Origin of the sequence: Streptomyces natalensis ATCC 27448 (assembly GCF_000935125.1) — a bacterium.
Lineage (GTDB): Bacteria > Actinomycetota > Actinomycetes > Streptomycetales > Streptomycetaceae > Streptomyces > Streptomyces natalensis.
This window is the reverse complement of record NZ_JRKI01000003.1, coordinates 591245-611009: the sequence shown is the minus strand read 5'-3', so window position 1 is coordinate 611009 and position 19765 is coordinate 591245. Positions and strand designations below refer to the sequence as shown.

At 70.0% G+C, this 19765-nt stretch carries 16 protein-coding genes, 1 tRNA gene and 2 pseudogenes; 12 read left to right on the top strand and 7 right to left on the bottom strand.

Annotated features, from left to right (window positions below):
- The first annotated feature begins 223 nt into the window (after positions 1-223).
- Positions 224-1342: a DUF2332 domain-containing protein gene (locus SNA_RS03710; protein ID WP_044363043.1), complete on the top strand. Its 1119-nt coding sequence runs from the start codon at positions 224-226 to the stop codon at positions 1340-1342.
- A gap of 20 nt (positions 1343-1362) precedes the next feature.
- Here SNA_RS03710 and SNA_RS03705 read toward each other — a convergent pair whose 3' ends face one another.
- Complete coding sequence (locus SNA_RS03705; protein ID WP_044363186.1) at positions 1363-2499, bottom strand: PP2C family protein-serine/threonine phosphatase; 1137 nt, start codon at positions 2497-2499, stop codon at positions 1363-1365.
- A 451-nt stretch (positions 2500-2950) separates the two neighbouring features.
- Here SNA_RS03705 and sbnA point away from each other — a divergent pair, with 451 nt between their 5' ends.
- From sbnA to SNA_RS03680, 5 genes are all read left to right on the top strand, one after another.
- Entirely contained in the window at positions 2951-3934 is a 984-nt protein-coding gene (gene sbnA / locus SNA_RS03700) for a 2,3-diaminopropionate biosynthesis protein SbnA (protein ID WP_241779522.1), read from the top strand.
- A 16-nt stretch (positions 3935-3950) separates the two neighbouring features.
- Positions 3951-4952 (top strand): 2,3-diaminopropionate biosynthesis protein SbnB, encoded by a 1002-nt coding sequence (gene sbnB / locus SNA_RS03695; protein WP_030071996.1) that lies wholly within the window; start codon positions 3951-3953, stop codon positions 4950-4952.
- Complete coding sequence (locus SNA_RS03690; protein WP_044363041.1) at positions 4946-6829, top strand: FAD/NAD(P)-binding protein; 1884 nt, start codon at positions 4946-4948, stop codon at positions 6827-6829. The genes sbnB and SNA_RS03690 overlap by 7 nt, the downstream gene beginning before the upstream one ends.
- Entirely contained in the window at positions 6826-8028 is a 1203-nt protein-coding gene (locus tag SNA_RS03685; RefSeq protein WP_030072002.1) for a trans-sulfuration enzyme family protein, read from the top strand. Before SNA_RS03690 ends, SNA_RS03685 begins: the two co-directional genes overlap by 4 nt.
- A 128-nt stretch (positions 8029-8156) precedes the next feature.
- Positions 8157-9329, top strand: a complete 1173-nt coding sequence (locus SNA_RS03680) for a benzoate/H(+) symporter BenE family transporter (protein ID WP_241779533.1) — start codon at positions 8157-8159, stop codon at positions 9327-9329.
- Positions 9330-9479: 150 nt separating this feature from the next.
- Here the strand turns inward: SNA_RS03680 and SNA_RS03675 are convergent, their stop codons facing one another.
- Complete coding sequence (locus SNA_RS03675; RefSeq protein ID WP_044363035.1) at positions 9480-10550, bottom strand: alkene reductase; 1071 nt, start codon at positions 10548-10550, stop codon at positions 9480-9482.
- A gap of 250 nt (positions 10551-10800) precedes the next feature.
- Here SNA_RS03675 and SNA_RS03670 point away from each other — a divergent pair, with 250 nt between their 5' ends.
- From SNA_RS03670 to SNA_RS03660, 3 genes are all read left to right on the top strand, one after another.
- Positions 10801-11334 carry a MarR family winged helix-turn-helix transcriptional regulator gene (locus SNA_RS03670; protein WP_420823454.1) on the top strand — a complete coding sequence of 178 codons (534 nt, stop codon included), beginning with the start codon at positions 10801-10803 and terminating at the stop codon, positions 11332-11334.
- Between the two features lie 855 nt (positions 11335-12189).
- On the top strand, positions 12190-12393 hold the full coding sequence (locus SNA_RS03665) for a cold-shock protein (protein ID WP_030072012.1): 204 nt from the start codon (positions 12190-12192) through the stop codon (positions 12391-12393).
- Positions 12394-12670: 277 nt separating this feature from the next.
- Complete coding sequence (locus tag SNA_RS03660) at positions 12671-14185, top strand: DEAD/DEAH box helicase (RefSeq protein WP_044363034.1); 1515 nt, start codon at positions 12671-12673, stop codon at positions 14183-14185.
- 243 nt (positions 14186-14428) lie between these two features.
- On the opposite strand, the gene SNA_RS03655 is transcribed toward SNA_RS03660, so the two are convergent.
- The gene (locus SNA_RS03655; RefSeq protein WP_030072016.1) at positions 14429-15667 is read right to left on the bottom strand and encodes a PP2C family protein-serine/threonine phosphatase; all 1239 of its coding nucleotides are present in this window, start codon (positions 15665-15667) and stop codon (positions 14429-14431) included.
- 223 nt (positions 15668-15890) lie between these two features.
- Here SNA_RS03655 and SNA_RS03650 point away from each other — a divergent pair, with 223 nt between their 5' ends.
- Positions 15891-16139, top strand: a complete 249-nt coding sequence (locus tag SNA_RS03650; RefSeq protein WP_030072018.1) for a hypothetical protein — start codon at positions 15891-15893, stop codon at positions 16137-16139.
- Between the two features lie 117 nt (positions 16140-16256).
- Here SNA_RS03650 and SNA_RS03645 read toward each other — a convergent pair whose 3' ends face one another.
- The gene (locus SNA_RS03645) at positions 16257-16805 is read right to left on the bottom strand and encodes a DUF5994 family protein (protein WP_030072020.1); all 549 of its coding nucleotides are present in this window, start codon (positions 16803-16805) and stop codon (positions 16257-16259) included.
- Positions 16806-17413: 608 nt separating this feature from the next.
- Positions 17414-17830 (bottom strand): ATP-binding protein, encoded by a 417-nt coding sequence (locus tag SNA_RS03640; RefSeq protein ID WP_030072022.1) that lies wholly within the window; start codon positions 17828-17830, stop codon positions 17414-17416.
- 614 nt (positions 17831-18444) lie between these two features.
- On the opposite strand from SNA_RS03640, the gene SNA_RS03635 reads away from it, so the two are divergent.
- Positions 18445-18771 carry a MerR family transcriptional regulator gene (locus SNA_RS03635; RefSeq protein ID WP_030072024.1) on the top strand — a complete coding sequence of 109 codons (327 nt, stop codon included), beginning with the start codon at positions 18445-18447 and terminating at the stop codon, positions 18769-18771.
- 239 nt (positions 18772-19010) lie between these two features.
- Here SNA_RS03635 and SNA_RS03630 read toward each other — a convergent pair.
- Positions 19011-19190, bottom strand: a pseudogene (locus tag SNA_RS03630) (DUF2267 domain-containing protein); the annotation flags it as partial.
- Between the two features lie 9 nt (positions 19191-19199).
- Here SNA_RS03630 and SNA_RS03625 point away from each other — a divergent pair.
- Positions 19200-19430 (top strand): annotated as a pseudogene (locus SNA_RS03625) (tyrosine-type recombinase/integrase); the annotation flags it as partial.
- Positions 19431-19560: 130 nt separating this feature from the next.
- On the opposite strand, the gene SNA_RS03620 reads toward SNA_RS03625, so the two are convergent.
- Positions 19561-19633 (bottom strand) — tRNA-Lys (locus tag SNA_RS03620).
- Positions 19634-19765: the final 132 nt, after the last annotated feature.

The window sequence follows — 19765 nt, the reverse complement described above, 5'->3', positions numbered from 1 at the left end:
CTCCGTTATCGGACAGTAATAGAGATCGCGGTTGTTTTCCAAGCCCTCCGGGGAATCCGTATGCGCTCCGCATCGGCCATGGCGTGGACTTTTCCACCCATCAGGTGCACAAATCGGGCGAGTTGACCGGCACTCGCCACGCGATCGCCATGTGATGGTGTGTCAGTTGTTATGCGGAGGGGTGCCCGCCGGTTACCCAGCGTGAGAGCAGTAACGTCGGATCATGCTCGTCAACGTGGTCAACGTCGTCAACAGCGCGCAGACAGTGGCGGATCGGTACCGGGAGTTCTCCTGGCAGCAGGCGCGGGGACGGTCCGATGCCCACGCCGAGTTGACCGCGAGGATCAGCCACGACGCGGAGTTCTGTGATCTGTTGTCGGGATCGCTGCCGGCCGGGAACCCCCAGCAGCCGAGCCTCCTCCTGGCCGCCGTCCGCTATCTCGACGGCCCGCACGCCGAGCACGGACCGCGCGACGAGACGGCGTACGGACGCTGGCGCGAATGGACCATCCGGCACTGGGACGAAGTCCGTACGGTGATCATGCGGCGCGCCGGCCGGACGAACGATCCGGGCCACTGCGCCACGCTGCTGCCCCTGCTCGCCCGGCTGCCGCAGCCGCTCGCGCTCCTGGAGGTCGGGGCATCGGCGGGACTGTGCCTGCGGCCGGAGCTCTACCGCTACCGGTACGAGCAGGCCCCGGGCCGCGCCGCCGCATGCGGTGCGTCCGGCGGCCCGGTGACCCTGACCTGCCGTACGAGCGCGGCCGGCGCCGGTCCCGTACCGGAGGCCCCCGCCCGCGTCCCCGAGATCGTCTGGCGCGCCGGTGTCGACCTCGACCCGCTCGATCCGGTCGCCGACGCCGATGACCTCCGTTGGCTGCGGGCCCTGGTCTGGCCCGGGGACAGGGACCGTGCGGAGCGCCTGGCGGCCGCCGTCGGCCTGGCCCGGACCGTGCCCCGGCCCCGGATCGTGCGCGGCGATCTGCTCGACGAACTGCCCGCGCTGGCCGCCGAGGCGCCGCCCGGGGCGACGCTGGTGATCTTCCACTCGGCCGCGCTGGCCCTGCTCCCGGCGGACCGCCGCGAGCGGTTCGCCGCCGTCGTACGGTCGCTGCTCGCCGAGCGGGAGGGCCGCGGCCACTGGATCTCCCAGGAGCAGCACGGCGTTCTGCCCTGGATCACGGACCCCGCGCACCGAGCGGCCCTGCGCCCCGAGGACGCCTCGCTCACCCTCGCGCTGGACGAGCGCCCGCTCGCGCTGACCGGCCCGTACGGGGAGAGCCTGCACTGGCTGGCGGAGGGGATCTCCGCCGGGACGGCCGGGCAGCCGGCAACCGGCTGACCCCGCCCACCGGACAGGCCCTAATCCCCCAACGGCCGCTGCACCGCCAGCAGCGCCATATCGTCCGCCTGCACCCCGCCCGTGTGCCGGGCGATGTCCTGGACCAGGCCGTCCAGGAGGGCGTCCGGCCCCGGGAAGTGGCGGCCGCGGAGCTGGGCCGGGGCGTCGTAGAAACGGCCGGACCGGCCCCGTGCCTCGGTCACCCCGTCCGTGAACAGCAGCAACAGCGAACCGGCCGGGAAGAACGTCTCGTCCACCCGGTCCGGCCACCCCGCGACATCGCACAGGCCCAGTGGCAGCGCGGCCGTGGCGGGGATCAGTTCGCACAGCCCGCCGTCGGGGGCGAGCAGCAGCGGGGCCGGGTGGCCGCGGTTGAGGACGCGCAGGACGGAGCGCGTGCCGGAGGGGATCTCCGCCAGGACGGCCGTGGTGAAGCCCTCGTGCTGGTCCAGCCCCGTACGCCGCCCGCCCTCCCGTTTGAGCGCCCGTTCCAGGCGGCCCGCCACCGCCTCCAAGGTGGCCTCCTGTTCGGCCGCCTCCCGGAAGGCGCCGATGACGACCACCGCGGCTTCCACGGCTTCCAGTCCCTTGCCCCGCACATCGCCGACGATCAGCCGTACGCCGTGCGGGGTGTCCTGCACCGCGTAGAGATCGCCGCCGATCCGGGCATCGGCCTGCGCACCCACATAGCGTGCGGCGACCGCGAGCCCGCCGATCCGGCCGGGCGGCGTGGGCAGCAGGGCGCGCTGGGCGGCCTCGGCGACATCCCGTACGGAGGAGAGCCGGGCGTCGCTCAGCCGCACGGCCCGGTTGATGCCGAGCGCCAGGAAGGCGACCACCAGGACGGTCAGGACCTCGCTGACGGACTCGCTGTGGTCGTTGGCGCTGTGGTAGACGGCGATCACGATCTCGCCGGCGACCGCGGCGGCCGCCGTGAGGGCCGTCATGGCCAGGGAGTACAGGGGCGCCGCCACCATGGGCGCGGCGGAGAAGAAGGGTGCGCCGGTGTACCGGGGCGGGGTGGCCACGTCGAAGGCGAAGCCGCCGACTATCAGGAGGGCGGGGAGCCAGCGGGCCAGCCGGCGGAGCGGCGGCCGTCCGGCGCGGCGCGTCTTCCGCCCCCGTCCGCCCGTACGGTTCCCGCCGCCTCGAAGCATCCGCACCGGCCTCTTCCCACTGCCCAGGCTTCGACGTCCCGGGGCCGTCCCAAGGCTGTCGCATCCCAAGGGTTCCGGGTGCGGGTCCGGCAGGCGAGCCGCCGGGGGCCGTACGGGTCATGTGCCGTACAGGCACGGGCGGCTCGCCCCGGAGGGGGCCAGCACCCCCACCGGAATTCAGAATTCCAATCGGAATGGTCCGTTCGGAATGCATGATTCGGAATGTTCAATTCGGTATTACATTGGACCGAAAAATGTCCTGGACGAGACGTATGCCTCTATGTGACGATGTAATCGCCGCAGCGGGGGGCGCTTAGGCGGCGAACGGGGGGACACGATCTCTTCTGCCTGGCGGCACTCGACCACTCGCCGCCATCACAAACCCAGGAACCCTCGCATCTCGGCGTGTGCCATCTATCGGCTTTCCCGCACTCAAGAGCGTTGGATTCCAGTGATAGTGGAAGAAGTTTACGATCTGGTGCTGGATGACGTGTTCATCCGGCTCGATCACCTGGTACCTGGAAGCTCCGTCTTCCTTAAACTCGAGGGCCTCAACCCGGCGGGCTCGGTGAAGCTCAAGACCGCCATCGCGCTGGTGGCCCAGGCCGAGGAATCTGGCCGCGAATTTCCGCGTACGCGCCTTATCGAATCGACGTCGGGAAACCTCGGCGTGGCGCTCGCCATGGTCTGCGCGGCCAAGGGCTACCGCCTGACCTGCGTGACCGACCCCAATGCCAGCACCCAGTCGGTGCGCCTGATGAAGGCGCTGGGTGCCGAGGTCGTCCTCATCGACGTCCGCGACGGCAACGGCGGCTATCTCCAGTCCCGCATCAACTACATCCAGGACCGCCTGGTGCGCGAGCCCGGCACGTACTGGCTGAACCAGTACGCGAACCCGGCCGGCCCCCGGGCGCACCGCGACCGCACCGGCCGGGCCATCGTCGAAAAGCTCGGTCCCGTCGACTACGCCTTCATCGGGGCCGGCACGACCGGCACGCTGATGGGCTGCGCCGAGTTCTTACGGCAGCACAGCCCGGCGACCCGGATCATCGCCGTCGACGCGGTCGGCTCCGTGTCCTTCGGGGGCCCGCCGGCCCGGCGCCATATTCCCGGACTCGGCACCAGCAGACGTCCGGAAATCCTCGACGAAACACTCATCGACGAGGTGATCGTCATTCCCGAGGCGGATGCCGTGGAGATGTGCAGAACGCTCGCCGGAGAGCGTGGACTGCTGCTCGGCGGTTCGAGCGGGACGGTGCTTTCCGCGGTGCAGGAAAAGGCCAAGGACATTCCCGAGGGAAGCTCCGTGGTGGCTCTTTCACCGGACTTCGGCGAGCGCTATCTGGAGACGGTCTACGACGACTCCTGGGTGGCCGCCCGATGGCCTGAACTCCTCTGCCAAGAAATCCCGGAAATCACTCAGGCCGGCGCCTGAGGAGAGGTGTAACTCTATGTTCGACTTCGATGTGGTGGCCGGCGAGACCGTGCGCGAGGTGCTGAGCGGCAAGCGGGCCGAGGTCCTCGGCATCGTGAGCAGGGCCTACCGCAGCCACGAGGCCGGAGAGACCGTCAACCCCGACAGCTACTTCCTCCGCTTCCCCGAGAAGCCCGACTCGCGGATCATCGCGCTGCCCGCCTACCTCGGCGCAGACGTCCGGCTCGCGGGCATCAAGTGGATCGCCAGCTTCCCCCGGAACACCCAGGCCGGAATGCCCCGCGCCTCGGCCGTACTCCTGCTCAACGACTACGAGACCGGCTATCCGGTCGCCTGCCTGGAAGCCGCCACCATCAGCGCCGCCCGTACGGCCGCCTCCGCCGCCGTCGCGGCAACCACGCTGCGTCCGGGCGGCTTTGCGGGCACCCGGATCGCGGTCGTCGGCGGCGGCGTCATCGCCCGGAACATCTGCGACTACCTTCAGGCCGCCGGCTGCGCGCCGGACGCCTACGTCGTGCACGACCTCCACGAGGAGTCCGGCCAGGCCCTCGCCGGGCATCTGCGCGCCACCCAGGAGCGTCCCGCGTCGTTCACCGCCGATCTGGGCACCGCACTGGAGGCCGAGACCGTCGTCTTCGCCACCACCGCGCTCGAACCGTACGTCACCGCGCCGTTCAAGCCCGGCCAGCTCGTGCTGAACATCTCGCTGCGGGATCTCGCACCCGAGGTGGTGCTGGGCGCGCAGAACATCCTCGACGACATCGACCACTGCCTGAAGGCCAACACCTCGCCCCATCTGGCCGAACAGCTCACCGGCTCACGGGACTTCGTGACCGGCACGCTCGCCGGAGTGCTGAACGGCCAGGTGGCGGTGGCCGAGGACCGGCCGGTGATCTTCTCGCCGTTCGGTCTCGGCGTCCTGGACCTGGCGGTCGGTGCCTTCGTCCTGGAGCAGGCCCGCGCTGCCGGCTCGACCCTCGCGGTCCCCAACTTCTTCGGGGAGACGCGACGATGGTGACCACACAGCACCACGGCGAGCGGCACGCCGAGCGGCCCGCCACCCTCGCCATCGTGGGAGCGGGACCGCGCGGACTGGGCGTCGTGGAGCGGCTCATCGGCCACTGCCTGGCCGAGCCCTTCCCCGTCACCGTCCATCTCGTGGACCCGCGGCCCCTCGGCCCCGGATTCCACCGCCAGGACCAGCCCGACCACCTCCTGCTGAACACGGTGTGCGCACAGGTCACCGCGTTCGCGGACGCGCAGATGGTGGACGGCCCCACGCCGGTCGGCGGGCCTTCCCTGTACGAGTGGTGCCGCGAACGGGAGCTGCGCCTGGCGGCCGACGGATACACCGTCCGAGCGGGGGACGGACGGGAGATCCGGCCGAACGACTTTCTGCCGCGCAGGCTGCTCAGCGAGTACCTGACCTGGGCCGCCGAACGCATCGTCGCCGCGGCGCCGGCCGGCTTCCGCCTGATACGGCACGCCGCGACGGCCACCGACATCCGCCCCGGCGACGGCGGCGGGGAGACGGTCGTCCTCGACGACGGCACCCGCCTGGAGGCCGACGCGGTGTTCGTGACCGTCGGGCACCAGGCGCTCCACCTGCCGGCCGAACCGGCGGACGAACCACGGCTGGTCACCCGCCCCTATCCGCTGCCCGCGGCCCTCGACGGCATCGCCCCCGGGGACCGGGTCGCGGTGCTGGGCATGGGGCTGACCGCCATGGACGTGATCGCCGACCTGACCCTGGGCCGCGGCGGCCGGCACGAACCGACGGCGGACGGCGGGCTGCGGTACGTGGCCGGCGGCCGCGAACCGCGGATCGTGCTGGCCAACCGGTCCGGTATCCCCTCGCGCAGCCGCCCGTACCTCCCCCCGGGCCGGATCCGCTTCGCCCCCCTCGCGCTGACGCCGGACCGGCTGCGGTCCCTGCGCCGTACGCGCGAGGGCGGCCGGCTCCATTTCGCCGACGACGTCCTGCCGTTGGTCGAGGCCGAGATGGAACTGGCCTACTACCGGACCCTCCTGGCCCGAAAGACCGGCGATGCCGAGGCAGCGGGCGCGGAACTGGCCCGCCGCGTCGCCGAGTCGGGCTGCGGGGGAACGCTGGCGGGCCTGCGCGGGGAGTTCGGGTCCTGTCCCCTGCGCGGGGTGCTGGCCGAGCGGCTGACCGGCCGTGCGTGGCAGGACCTGGCCGAATACACCCGGTGGTTCACCGCCCGGGTCGGCGAGGACCTGGCCGAGGCCCGCGAGGGGCTGGGCGCCTGCGCGGTCAAGGAAGCCCTGGAAGTGCTGCGCGACCACCGCGACGCGCTGCGGGCCGTGATCGACCCCCCGGGTGTGGACGACGCCTCGCTGGCGTACTTCTTCGGGGAGTTCACCGCCACGGTCAACCGCCTGGTGATCGGCCCGCAGCTGGACCGGTCGCTGGAGCTGCTGTCGCTGCTGGACGCCGGGGTGCTCCGGCTCGGCCCCGGCCCGCGGCCCAAGGTCATCGCCCCGGCCGGGGCGGGCCCCTGGCGGCTGGAGTCCACCTGTCTGGCCCGGCCCGAGAGCATCGAGGTGGACCACATCGTGCAGGCGCATGTCGCCGAGCCACGCGCGGACCGCCTGCCCGCCTCGCTGCTCGGCCGCCTCGTCGCGGCGGGGCGCGCGTCGACCCTGGCGGCCGGCGGCGGCCGGGTCCCCGGGCTCCGCGTCACCCGCGCAGGGCAGGGCATCGGCCCGGCCGGGGACGTACGGCCCGCCCTCTTCTTCCTCGGTCCGCACACCGAGGGATCCAGCTACTACAACCACTACGTCCCGTCACCCGGCGCGCCCTCCCGCGCGCTGCAGGACGCCGAACTCGCCCTCCGTACCGCATTTCCGGCCCTCACCGTGAGGACATCATGAGCAACCGCGAGACCTACACCCCCTGGACGCAGGAGTACCGCGCCGAGACCCGAGCCGCACAGGGCGACGGCTGGCGCTGCCCGACGACCGGGGCCGTACCGCCGCCCGTCAGCATGGGCGCCACCTTCGCCCGCGACGACCAGTACCGCAGCCCCGCCGGCCTCGCGTATCTGCGCGACCAGGGCACCCCGGGATACGAGCAGCTCGAAGGCGTCGTGGCCGGGCTGGAGGGCGGGTCCGACGCGCTGGTGTTCGCGTCCGGCATGGCCGCCGCCACCGCCGTCTTCCAGGTCCTGCCGGCCGGGGCGCGCGTGGTGGTGCCGCAGACCATGTACTTCGGGCTCACCAAGTGGCTGCTGGAATTCGGCCCGCAGCGCGGCCTGGAGGTCGTCCGCGTCCCCATGAACGACCTGGACGCGGTGTCCGAGGCGGTCAACGCCGCGCCGACCGCCCTGCTGTGGGCGGAATCCCCGGCGAACCCCACCTGGCTGGTGACCGACCTGGCGGCCTGCGCCGACATCGCGCACCGGGCCGGTGCCCTCTTCGGAGTGGACAACACCGTCCCCACACCGGTGCACGCCAAGCCCTTCGAGCTCGGCGCCGACCTGATCATGCACTCCGGTACGAAGTACCTCAACGGCCACAACGACGTGGTGGCGGGACTGCTCGTGGCCGCGCCACAGCCCACCGACGCGCACCGGGCCCTCTGGGAGCGGCTGCGCCTGCACCGCCGGCTGACCGGTCCGATCCTCGGCCCCTGGGAGACGTATCTGCTGATGCGCGGGATACGGACGCTCTACCCGCGCATGCGGCAGATTTCGGCCACCGCGATGACGCTGGCCGAGCACTTCAGCGAGCATCCGCTGGTGAGCCGGGTGGCCTACCCCGGCCTGCCCGGCGACCCCGGGCACCAGGTCGCCTCCCGGCAGATGTCCGGCGGCTACAGCGGAATGCTCTCGCTGCACGTCGCCGGGGAGTGGCAGCGTTCGCTGCGCGCGGCCGAGCACTGCGAACTGTTCATTCGCGCCACGTCGTTGGGCGGGGTGGAAAGCCTCATCGAACACCGCTACACATTCGAGGGGCCGGACAGTACTTCACCCAAGGACATGCTCCGCCTGTCCATCGGTCTCGAGGACCCGGCCGACCTCGTGGCCGATCTGGAGCAGGCACTGGAACGCGCCGCTAAGGACGTACTTTGAGCTCGGAAAACAGCAACACCAGCACGACGGCCGACAGCACGGCGAAGGCCGGCCCCGGGACGACGGCCGACGGCAGCCCGCCGGCCGACGACAGCCCCTCCCCCGGCCCGGCCTCCGGCCGCCGGGGGCTGCGGGCCGATATGTCGCTGTCCGCGGTCCTCGCGGGGTTCGTGGCCGTCGTGGTCTCGTACTCCGGACCGCTGGTCATCGTCCTCGCCGCCGCCGCGGCCGGGCATCTGGACAAGGCACAGACCGGATCCTGGGTCTGGGCCATCTCGATAGGCAGCGGCCTGACCTGCATCGGGCTCAGCCTGCGGACGAAGATGCCGGTCATCACCGCCTGGTCGACGCCCGGTGCGGCCCTGCTGGTCACCAGCCTGGGGGCCTACTCGTACGCGGAGGCCATCGGGGCGTTCCTCGTCACCGGCGTGGTGATCACCCTGGTCGGGCTGACCGGGGTGTTCGGCCGGCTGATGCGGCAGGTGCCCACGGCGGTCGTCTCCGCCATGCTCGCGGGCATCCTGTTCTCCTTCGGCACCGGCGTCTTCGCCTCGCTCAAGACCGCGCCCTGGATCGCCGGGGCCGTCCTGCTGATCTATCTGGCCGGAAAGCGGTGGCTGCCCCGTTACGCGGTGCTGATCGCCCTCGCCGCGGGCGTGGCGGCCGCCGCCGCCACCTCGCGGCTGAACATCCATCTGGACCACATCGAGCTGGCCCGCCCGGTGCTCACCACGCCCGCGTTCTCCGCCGCCTCGCTCATCGGCATCGCGGTGCCGATGATCCTGGCGACGCTGGCCTCGCAGAACGCGCCCGGCATGGCGGTCCTCAGCGCGTCCGGATACCGGCCCAAGGACCGGCTGCTGATCGGCTCGACGGGACTGGTCTCGACGGCCCTGGCCCCCTTCGGCTCGCACGCCATCAACCTCGCGGCCATCACCGCGGCGATCTGCACCGGGCCCGAATCCCACCGCGACCCCAAGCGCCGCTATATCGCAGGCATCGCGTGCGGGGCGTTCTACCTCCTGATCGGCGCCTTCGGCACCACCCTGGTGGTCTTCTTCGCGGGCCTGCCGAAGGAACTGGTCGCCGCCATCGCCGGCGTCGCCCTCTTCGGGGCGCTGGCCGGCGGCCTGAGCGGAGCCGTCAAGGAAGAGCAGGACCGCGAGGCCGCCCTGATCACCTTCCTGGCCACCGCATCCGGAGTCACCCTCTTCGGCATCGGATCGGCCTTCTGGGGCCTGGTGTTCGGCGTCGCGGCCCATGTCGTACTGACCCGCCGGCGCCGTCCCCGGTCCGCCTGATCCCGACGAGAAGCGGCCGCCCCGGCTCCCGGCCGGGGCGGCCGTTTCCTGCCCGTGCCCGCCCGGGGTTCGGCCACCGGCCGGTCGGGCAGGGCGCATTCGCCGTAGCCGCCGACGGACCGGATCTTCAGGTCGAGGGCGGAGAGGGGCTCAGGCGGAAAGGGTGGGGTAGTCGGTGTAGCCGCGGTGGTCGCCACCGTAGAACGTGGCGTTGTCAGGGGTGTTGAACGGACCGCCGGAGGCCAGACGCCGGGGCAGGTCGGGGTTGGCCAGGAACAGCGCCCCGTAGGCGATCGCGTCCGCGCTGCCGTCCTCGATCAGCCCCAGCGCGTCGGGGCCGGTGACGTCCGGGTACGTGAACGGGTTGAGGACGAACGTGCCAGGCCAGACCTTGCGCAGCCGCGGGGTCAGATCGCGGTTCGGCCCCTCCATCAGGTGCAGATAGGCCAGGTCCAGACCGGCCAGCCGGTCCAGCAGAGCGAGGTAGACCTCGTCCGGGTCGTCCTCGGAGATGTCGTTGAACGGGTTCCCGGGCGAGATCCGCAGGCCCACCCGGTCGCCGCCGATCGCCTCCGCCACGGCCGTGACGACCTCGACGGCGAACCGGATCCGCCCCTCGGTGTCGCCGCCCCAGGCGTCGGTGCGGTGGTTGGTGTTGGGCGCGAGGAACTGGTGGACCAGGTAGCCGTTGGCGCCGTGGATCTCCACACCGTCGAACCCGGCCTCGACCGCGTTACGGGCCGCGTCCGCGAAGTCGGCGATGGTCTGCCGGATCTCCGCCTCGCTCAGCTCCCTCGGCGTCACGAACTCCTTCGGCCCCTGGTGGGTGTAGACCCGGCCCTCGGCGGCCACCGCCGACGGCCCCACCGGGACCAGTCCGTCGGCCAGCAGGCTCGGGTGCCCGATCCGGCCGGTGTGCATCAGCTGCGCGAAGATCGCACCGCCCGCACGGTGCACGGCGTCGGTCACCGTCCGCCACGCCCGCACCTGCCCGGCCGTGTGCAGGCCGGGGGTGTCGGGGTAGCCCTGTCCGACCGGCGAGGGCTGGATGCCCTCGGTGACGATCAGCCCGGCACCGGCGCGCTGCGCGTAGTACGTCGCCATCAGCTCGGTCGGCTCGGCGCCCGGCCCCGAGGCGCGGCTGCGGGTCATCGGCGCCATCACGACGCGGTTCGCCAGGCGCTTGCCGCCCAGAACGATCGGATCGAAAGCAGTGGTCATGGGTCTCTCCCTCGGGATGAGTGGTCCTCCGCAGCGGGGCGCTCGGGAGCCCCCACCAGCGGATGCCTGTCCGAACAAGTAAATCACCTGTCCGAACAAGTAACGCCCACGAATCCATTCCCGCCTTCCCATGCGAAGCAAGAAATATGCTGCGACCTGCCCATATACCGCTTGGCGCGAGCATGGGCACTACGGGATCTCGGACCGGGAGGTAGAGTTACGCTGCCCAAGCAGGAAAGTGAGATGTCAGATGACGCAGTCCACGCCGGACGCCGGGAAGGACCCCGCAGACATGGCGCAGGAAGCCACCGTCCCGGTACCGGCCGCGGCCGCCGGCGGGCCGGTCAGTCACGCGATCTTCCGCCTGGCCCGCCTGCACCGCATGTTCGCCGGACAGCTCCTGCGCCGCATCGGCCTGCATCCGGGCCAGGAGCTGGTCATGATGCACCTGTGGGAACTCGGCCCCCAGCGGCAGACCGACCTGGTGCGGCTGATGGACTCCGACGCCGCCACCATGACCCGCACCGTCCGCCGCCTGGAGCAGGCCGGCTTCGTCCGCCGCCGCCCCTCACCCACCGACAAGCGCGCGTCCCTCATCGAGCCGACGGCGGCCAGCCACGCCCTGCGCCGCGAAGTCGAGCAGGTCTGGAGCCGGCTGGAGGACCTCTCGACTGCGGACCTCTCCGACGACGAGCGGACCGCGGCCCTGCACACCCTGGAACGCCTGGAACAGAACCTCGTTCGGGCCGCCACCGACGCCGCGGACACGGACGTCGAGCGTTGACGCGACGTACGCGGGCGCGGACAGGACAGGGAGACGCTGGACGGCTGGTGTCTGGACGACGGCCACCTGGACCTCTTCGCGGAAATGGAGAGCGAAGTACTGCTGGTCGTGACAGAAACTGTCCATGCGAACCGTGAATTTCTACTACTGCGAGTGTAGTTTTTCCTAGGCTTCAGCAACAGAACGAGACTCCCCCAATGGCCGAGCGCCGCGTGCCGGGTTGGCCCCGCTGCCCTGGGCCGGCCTGTAGGTAGTGTTTTCTGTCCCGCTGCCCGCTCGCATCGTCCTCGACTGCCCAGCCGCGGCTCCTCCAGCGCCCGTCCTCCGAGATGGGACGGTTGCCTGTACGAGCTCATGACTCCGGAGATGCCCAGCGGGCCGAGCGGGAAAGGGACGTCATACCCTGCCCCCGCGAGCTCACCCGGCACGCCGCTCCTGGCGTGCCACGCCGCGAACTGTCCTTGACGGTTGTGCGGTTCGGCCAGGCACGGATGGCGCCCGGCCCGAGCCTGCGGAGCCCGGGCGGCGGCCGAGGAGGCCGACGTATTTCCGCTCGAATAAGGGCGAGCGCCGATTCTGAATATCTCATGCCGCAACTACAGAAATGACCACCGGCGCGGTAAGGTTTTTTACGCTCTCGAAAGCGCCCGCATCATGTGCCGCGCATGGCCGCCAGGACCGTGCTACCGTCGATCTCAGTTGCAGTTGTGGTTCCCAAGACTTCAAGCGTGCTCGCTGTCGTACATGGCGGAGCGCTTTCGTATTGCCGGTGTTTATTTCCGGACGGGCAATCAACGCAGCGATACGGAGTTCGCACGGTGTGGGCTCCGGGCACTGCCCCGAAGGAGATATGACATGGCTACTGGCACTGTGAAGTGGTTCAACGCGGAAAAGGGTTTCGGCTTCATCGAGCAGGAGGGTGGCGGCGCCGACGTCTTCGCCCACTACTCGAACATCGCCGCCCAGGGCTTCCGCGAGCTGCAGGAAGGCCAGAAGGTGACCTTCGACGTCACGCAGGGCCAGAAGGGCCCGCAGGCCGAGAACATCGTTCCCGCCTGACGCTGACGCGCCACATCGTAGCTGGGGCCCGCACCTTGGGTGCGGGCCCCAGCTCGTTGCTTTTTCGGTGTTTCCCGCGTACCCCCCAACGGCCGCACACACGGTGCGGGCAGCAGGTTGCCCTTCTTTGCGGCGTTGCCCCGCTTCGGCGTGCAGGGTCGACATATTCCGCCCTGCTTCGTTTCATCTCATTTCATCGGTTCGTTCTTGCGATTCTTTGTGTGCGGCTCATTGCTGCCGGGAATTCCTCGGCGTACCGCATCGAGGAAGGTTCTTCATGAACCGCACAGCTCGCACGAATGACCGCTACTCCCGCTCTGGCGGCTCGTCCGGCTCAGGCCGCGGTGGCTACCGTTCCGGTAGGCCGAACCGCTCGGGCACGGGTCGTTCCGGGGGCCCCGGGCGGCGTCCCGCGACACTCCAGGGAGAGTTCGCCCTGCCCGTCACCCACACTCCCGCCCTGCCCCCGGCCGAGACTTTCGCCGAGCTGGACATGCCGTCGGCGCTGCTGGCGGCCCTCAGCGCGGAAGGCATGTCCGCCCCGTTCCCCATCCAGGCCGCCACGCTGCCGAACTCGCTGGCCGGGCGCGATGTTCTCGGCCGCGGTCGCACCGGATCGGGCAAGACGCTGGCCTTCGGTCTGGCCCTGCTGGCCCGTACCGCCGGGCAGCGCGCCGAGCCCCGCCAGCCGCTGGCACTGGTCCTGGTCCCGACCCGGGAACTGGCCCAGCAGGTCACCGACGCCCTCACCCCCTACGCCCGGTCGCTCAAGCTGCGGCTGGCCACCGTCGTCGGCGGAATGTCGATCGGCCGCCAGGCCGGCGCACTGCGCGGCGGGGTCGAGGTGGTCGTCGCCACGCCGGGACGGCTCAAGGACCTCATCGAGCGCGGCGACTGCCGGCTGAACCAGGTCGGCATCACTGTGCTGGACGAGGCCGACCAGATGGCCGACATGGGCTTCATGCCCCAGGTCACCGCGCTGCTCGACCAGGTTCGGCCCGAGGGGCAGCGGATGCTCTTCTCGGCCACTCTGGACCGCAACGTCGACCTCCTGGTCCGGCGCTACCTGACGGACCCGGTGGTCCACTCCGTCGATCCTTCGGCGGGCGCGGTCACGACGATGGAGCACCACGTGCTGCACGTCCACGGCGCCGACAAGCACGCCACCACCACCGAGATCGCCGCCCGCGAAGGTCGGTCGATCATGTTCCTGGACACCAAGCACGCCGTGGACAACCTCACCAAGCATCTGCTGAACAGCGGTGTCCGCGCCGCGGCCCTGCACGGTGGCAAGTCCCAGCCCCAGCGCACCCGCACCCTGGCCCAGTTCAAGACCGGCCATGTCACCGTCCTGGTGGCCACCAACGTCGCCGCCCGCGGCATCCACGTCGACAACCTCGATCTCGTCGTCAACGTCGACCCGCCCAGCGACCACAAGGACTACCTGCACCGTGGCGGCCGTACCGCGCGCGCCGGCGAGTCCGGCAGCGTCGTCACCCTCGTCCTGCCCAACCAGCGCCGCACCATGAACCGCCTGATGGCGGACGCGGGCATCATCCCGCAGACCACCCAGGTCCGCTCCGGCGAGGCCGAACTGAGCCGCATCACAGGCGCCCAGGCACCCTCCGGCACCCCGGTCACCATCGCCGCACCAGTCGTCGAGCGTGCCAAGCGCAGCGGCTCCTCCACCCGCGGCCGCCGCAGCCGCCCCGCCCAGGCTCGCCGTGCCGCCGGATCAGCCCGAACCGCGACACCGACTGCGCGGCGGACCTCTTCGGCCCCGGCCGCCTAGGCCGGTACCGGACGATCATGCTCGGCTCATCGGATCACCATCGTCACGGAGGTTTTCGTTGATGTTGCAGAGTTCCCCCCAGGTGGGCTGCTCCGGCAGGGCAGCCGGTGACGTCATGTCGGCGACGGGACCACAGGTCGGCGACGACATGATCGTCGACGTGGCCCTGTCCGTCCTCATCGGGGCCCCGCGCCGACCATCTCCTCGTCCATGACGAGGACGGGCGGTGTACGGGCCTCTCCCTTATCGGGAGCTTTGGTGGGCGTCCGTGGCGCCGCGCCACTCGATCAGGAGGAGAGTCGCATCGTCCGTGGTGATTCCGCCCCGTTCCCGCATGAGGGTGTGGGAGAGGGAGCGGACTGCCGTCCGCACTTCCGTCCCGGTGCGCGCGATGCGGTCCACCCAGTCGGTGAGCTGTTCTTCGCCGAACTCCTCCCCGCCGGTCTCGTGCTCCTCGATCAACCCGTCCGTGAAGCACAGGACGCGGTCACCCGGCTCCAGCGCCAGCTCGCTGATCCGGGGTTCCTGGCCGCCGAAACCGACCGGCAGGGTGGTCGGGCTGTGAAGCCGCCGGATGGCGTGCTGTCCGCGGATGAGCAGGGGCGCGGGATGTCCCGCGTTGACCCACTGGAGGTGCCCGGTCGCCGTGTTGAGCCGCATCATCTGGGCGGTCACGAAGTGGTCGGGGCCGAACTGGCCGGCGATCGCCCGGTCCATGAACGCGTAGATCTCGGAGAGCCCGATGCTGATGCGCCGGGCGTGCCGGTAGGCGCCGATGGCCACCGTGGCCATCGTGGCGGCGTCCAGACCGTGGCCCATCGCGTCGACGACGGCCACGTGCAGGATGTCGCCGTTGAGCGCGTAGTCGAAGCTGTCACCCGCGACGTCGTACGCGGGCTCCAGCATCCCGGCCACCGCGACCCGGGGCACGGACATCGCCAGCGGTGGCAGGACCGTCCACTGGATCTCCGCGGCGACGCTCATCGGTTCCCTGCGCCGGACCCGGAAGAACAGATCGGTGTAGCCGTGCTTGGTCACCAGCATGTCGGCCACCAGGGCGGTGATCCTGCGCAGCAACCGCCGGTCGTCGTCGTCGACCCTGTCCAGGGTGACGGCCATGACGCCCACGTGGTCCCCGCCGTCCAGCAGCGGCAGGTGAACCCGCACACCGTCGGCCTGCCCCGCCTCGACGCAACGCCCGTCCAGAAAGGCCCGGCCGGCGTCGGAACCGTCGATCGGCTGCGGCTCACCGGTCACCAGCCCCTCGCCGGGCACGGGCACGAGCAACAGCTGTCCGTAGTCCTGCAGCAGGATCGCGATCTCGCGGCCGCCGAGCCTGCCCACCACTTCCGCGATCAGCGGACCGAGCAGATACGGCGGCGATTGGCGCCCCCGGTCCAGCAAGGTCCCCAGAAGCTCTTCCCCGAACCCTTCCGACCGGCTCGGGCCCCCTGTCCGGGGCCGGCGTTCACCTCCCGCCATCGCCGGACCTTTGCCGGCAGCCTGTAGGGGTGGTGCCCGCGCCGGCGCGGGCCATACCCGGGCGGACGTTCTCAGGAATCCTCTTGAAGGATGTACGCACATGAACTCCCGGCACGGCAGTGATCGATGAGAGCAGCGTGCAGCGGTTGTCGGACCTGCCTGATCCATTGCTCCGCAGGCGGCATGTCACGCGAGAAATCCGCGAGCGATCTATCGTCAAGGTATGAGCGTGTTCATCAAGCTGGTGGAGAACCGGCCCCCCAAGGAATACGCGGAGCCGGCGGCTGCAGACATCTCCTATAACGACATCACCGAAGGCGAGTCGCCCGCCACGTACGAGTACGACCTGCTGCCGAGCGGCGCATTGCGGATCCTCAGGGTGGCCAAAGGCGAAGCCGCCGTCGTCGATTCGGTCTACGCTCCGGGACTCTGGTTCCGCGCCCACGGGCACTGGCACGGTAGCGCGGAGTAGTAGCCTGCGGAACTCGTCGGAACCGACTTGCAGGTATACCGTGGATTGCGGGTTGCGCACTCTCACGTGTTGCGCCTGAAAGGACGGCCCCGGCGGTTTCACCGGGGCCGTTTCGATTCACGCCGAGCGTGCTGGTGCGGTCGCACGGGGGCCGTGGCCGCCCTCGGAGTCCCAGACCTCTTCTCGGGCCTGGTCGGCTTCTGTCACGATCCGTTGGAATTCGGCCCTCTCCAGCAGATCACTCGCTGTGTGGCTGCGCAGCGGACCGGTAGCCGCGGTCATCAGCCAGGCGGCGATGGCCGGATCCGTCTGCGGCGGAATCACCAGCAGGTCCCAGCGGCCGACGGTGTAGGAGAGCAACAGCAGCTTGTGAGGGTCTTGCTCGGCCTTGAACCAGCCGACTCTCACCACGTGCCCGTCAACGGGCACCTTCCGCGGGATGACCGGCCACAGGGTCGGGTTCACCGTGACATGGGTGATGCGCCCCCACAGGGGATCCAGCGCCGCTGTCAACGCAGGAAGTTCCGCCGCCAGGTCGCGGGAGCGGGGCCACCAGGCACCGTCCAGAAGAGCACCAGGGGTGTCGGTCGAGGCGAGCGCGAGGCGCAGCGGCAGCGAAAGGGTCCGCTTCTCGACCGCCGGCGTATACAGAATGGTCGCGGTCATGACGCGGACCTGTCCCCGGGCCGGTGTACACCGGCCCGGTGTTGTGAATCGCCGAGAACGACAGGAGCTCAGAGACTCTTATGCGAAATGTCCTCGGTAATTCCAGGGTACTCCCGGATACAGTCCGCCGGACGGTTTCGGGGTGACGGATATCAGGACGTTGTGACGTCACCCCGCGCTCCTCGGAATATGGTCTGCCGCAGGCTGCCGCTACAAGAATGCGGGCATTACAGAACGCATTGCGAATCAGGAAATCGAGTTTCGGTCGCGGGTGTAGTAAAGCTTGTTTGGCAGACTCGGCGGGAAGGGGCCCGAAGGTCGTCTCCGTCACGATGGGGCGTTGGACAGGTAGATCAGCCACTGGACTTCGCCGTCGAACGTCCGCGTTCAGCAGGCGTCACCGCGTGACGCCTGCCTGTGACGCGATCGGGGACTTTCCCGACCGGAGCCCGGGGCCGACCACGTGCGAGCGAGCGCTCGGCCAGGCCCATGAGTGCTTCAGGCGGATCGGCTGAGCGTGAGAGTTGGCCTGGTCCTTTGCAGGTTGGTCGTGTGCCGGGGCGCGCCGAGTGGGGCAGCCGACCGATACAAGGCCCTCGCGGGCGGGGTCATCGTGTGAGGCGGGCGTGGATGGTCTTCGCCTGTCCGGGGCCGGGGGTGATGGTGACGTTGTCGGCAAGGCGGCGGATCATGTGCCATCCGAAGCCGCCGGTGCCGCCATTGAGGTCGGGGGTACGTTCGCGCGGGGGCGCCGGGTTGCGGTCGCTGACGGCGACGTTCACCGCGTCGGCGGTGGCGCTGAGTTCGAGTGTGTAGTGGCCGCCTCCGTGGCGCAGGCCGTTGGTGGCGAGTTCGGAGACCACCAGGGCGAGGGTTTCCGCAGCCTCGGAATCCAGGGCCGGGTCGAGGCTGCCGGCGAAAGCACGGGCGACGCCGCGGGCGCGTGGGATGCCGGCGGGGCTGTCGTCTTCGAGGACGACAGGGGGCCTCGGAGCTGTCGTGTGGGTTGTCGTCGTGTCGTTCATGCGCTCACACCCCGCTTGGGTCGGTTGTGCCGCCGGGCTCAGCTTGTGCCCGCCGGGCCGGCCTTCAACCCGGATGGCACTCTTCCGGGTGCGCATGAGGCAGAAGTCCACTCACTGGCTGTTGAGAAAATCTGTCACGACGAGAGTAGACATGGCTGCGTGCGGGGGTTAGTGTTTCCTCGTACCCAAGAAGTCGAAGAAGGCACGGCAGAGATGAACTGCCGTGTGAGCAGGTCAGGCAGGATGCGGAACGGCAGTGGAGTGACGGGGCCGGAGATGGTGGGTCCCTTCACTGACTGCCGGGCCGAGCGGCCCCAGGGGCCGCATGCAGTACCCGCGATATCCAGCAGTACAACCGAGTAACCGAATGAGGTAAGGAGCAGACGCCATCAGGATCGCCCGGGCGAGGAAGAACACCGCTCGGGTACCGCAGGCCCCAGATTGGAAGGTGGTCCCCGGTCACGCATCCGCGATCCCCGCACTTCCGCCCTCCCAGGCGGACCAGCGGAACAAGAAGGCCGGCGCAGTCAGCCGGTAGATGGTGTTGAAAGCTCGGGGCCCGGGTGCCGGTACGGCACCCGGGCCCCTCGACGCGTCCCCGAAAGAAGAGGTTTATGCCCCCTCGCAGTTCCCGCCCCGTCGACAAGTTCGACGACGACGACTACCCCGCCTACACCATGGGCCGGGCCGCCGAGATGATCGGCACCGCCCCCGCCTTCCTCCGAGCCCTCGGCGAGCACCGCCTGATCACCCCTCTGCGCTCCGAAGGCGGCCACCGCCGCTACTCCCGCTACCAACTACGCATCGCCGCCCGCGCCCGCGAACTCGTCGACGCCGGCACCCCCATCGAAGCCGCCTGCCGCATCATCATCCTCGAAGACCAACTCGAAGAAGCCCAGCGCATCAACGAAGAACTGCGCAGCCGCGGCGCCACCTCGTAACGGCTGGCTTTATCGGCGTGACGTGGCGGATGGTGCGGAAGGTCACGCAGCAGGCCCCGGCCAGCCGGCTGGGACCTGCTCCCCTTCAAGGCCAAGCCCAGCGCCCACCACGGTCCTACCGGGCCCGGGGCCGCTCTCGCCCACTGATGCCGATGCCTGTCAGCGTGGGCGGCAGATTAACTCGGCCGCTGGGCCTTCCCTCGCGCTACCCGGGACATGTGTGGATGTCGCACAGCTCTTCAGGCGGCTTGGGTGAGTTCGGCGCGGCCGAACAAGAGCGCGTAGCCGGAGGGGAGCTGGCGCAGGATCTGCTGGAGCAGGGCGTCACCGACAGCGTCGGCGACCGTGCTCAGGACGGCGCTGACGTCCCAGGCCGCGGTCCGCTCAGTGGCTCCCTCGATCCAGGTGGTCCATGACCGACGCTCTTGCAAGTGACCGACCTGTTCGAGCGGCTTGTCACCGCGTCAGGTCTTCCGCCGGTCCGTCTCCACGACCTTCGGCACGGCGCGGCCACGCTGATGCTCGCCGCCGGAGCGGACATGAAGGTGGTCCAGGAGATGCTGGGTCACTCGTCGATAACGATCACGATGGACATCCACGCGAGCGTCCTTCCTGAGCTGGCCAAGGAGGCCGCGGAAGCCGCAGCGAAGCTCGTCCCTCGGAACCCGGCCGTGTAGCGCGCTCACGCATCGCTCACGCAATCGGCCGATCAAGAGGAAGCGCCCCGGCCAGGGTAAGTAGCCGGGGCGCGTTCTTGCAGGTCAGCGCCCTACGAGAGGGCTGGACCGGTGGGCCATCAGGGGCTCGAACCCTGAACCAATGGATTAAAAGTCCACTGCTCTGCCAATTGAGCTAATGGCCCGCACCGAGCAGCATAGCCGGAGGTTGCGCCGCATCCCGAAGGCATTAGCCGTTGAGGGCCACGATGAGCCACGAACGGCGCCGCCAAAGAGGTGTCCGAGGGGCCGGGAACGGTCCGGCGCCGGGTGTTGCC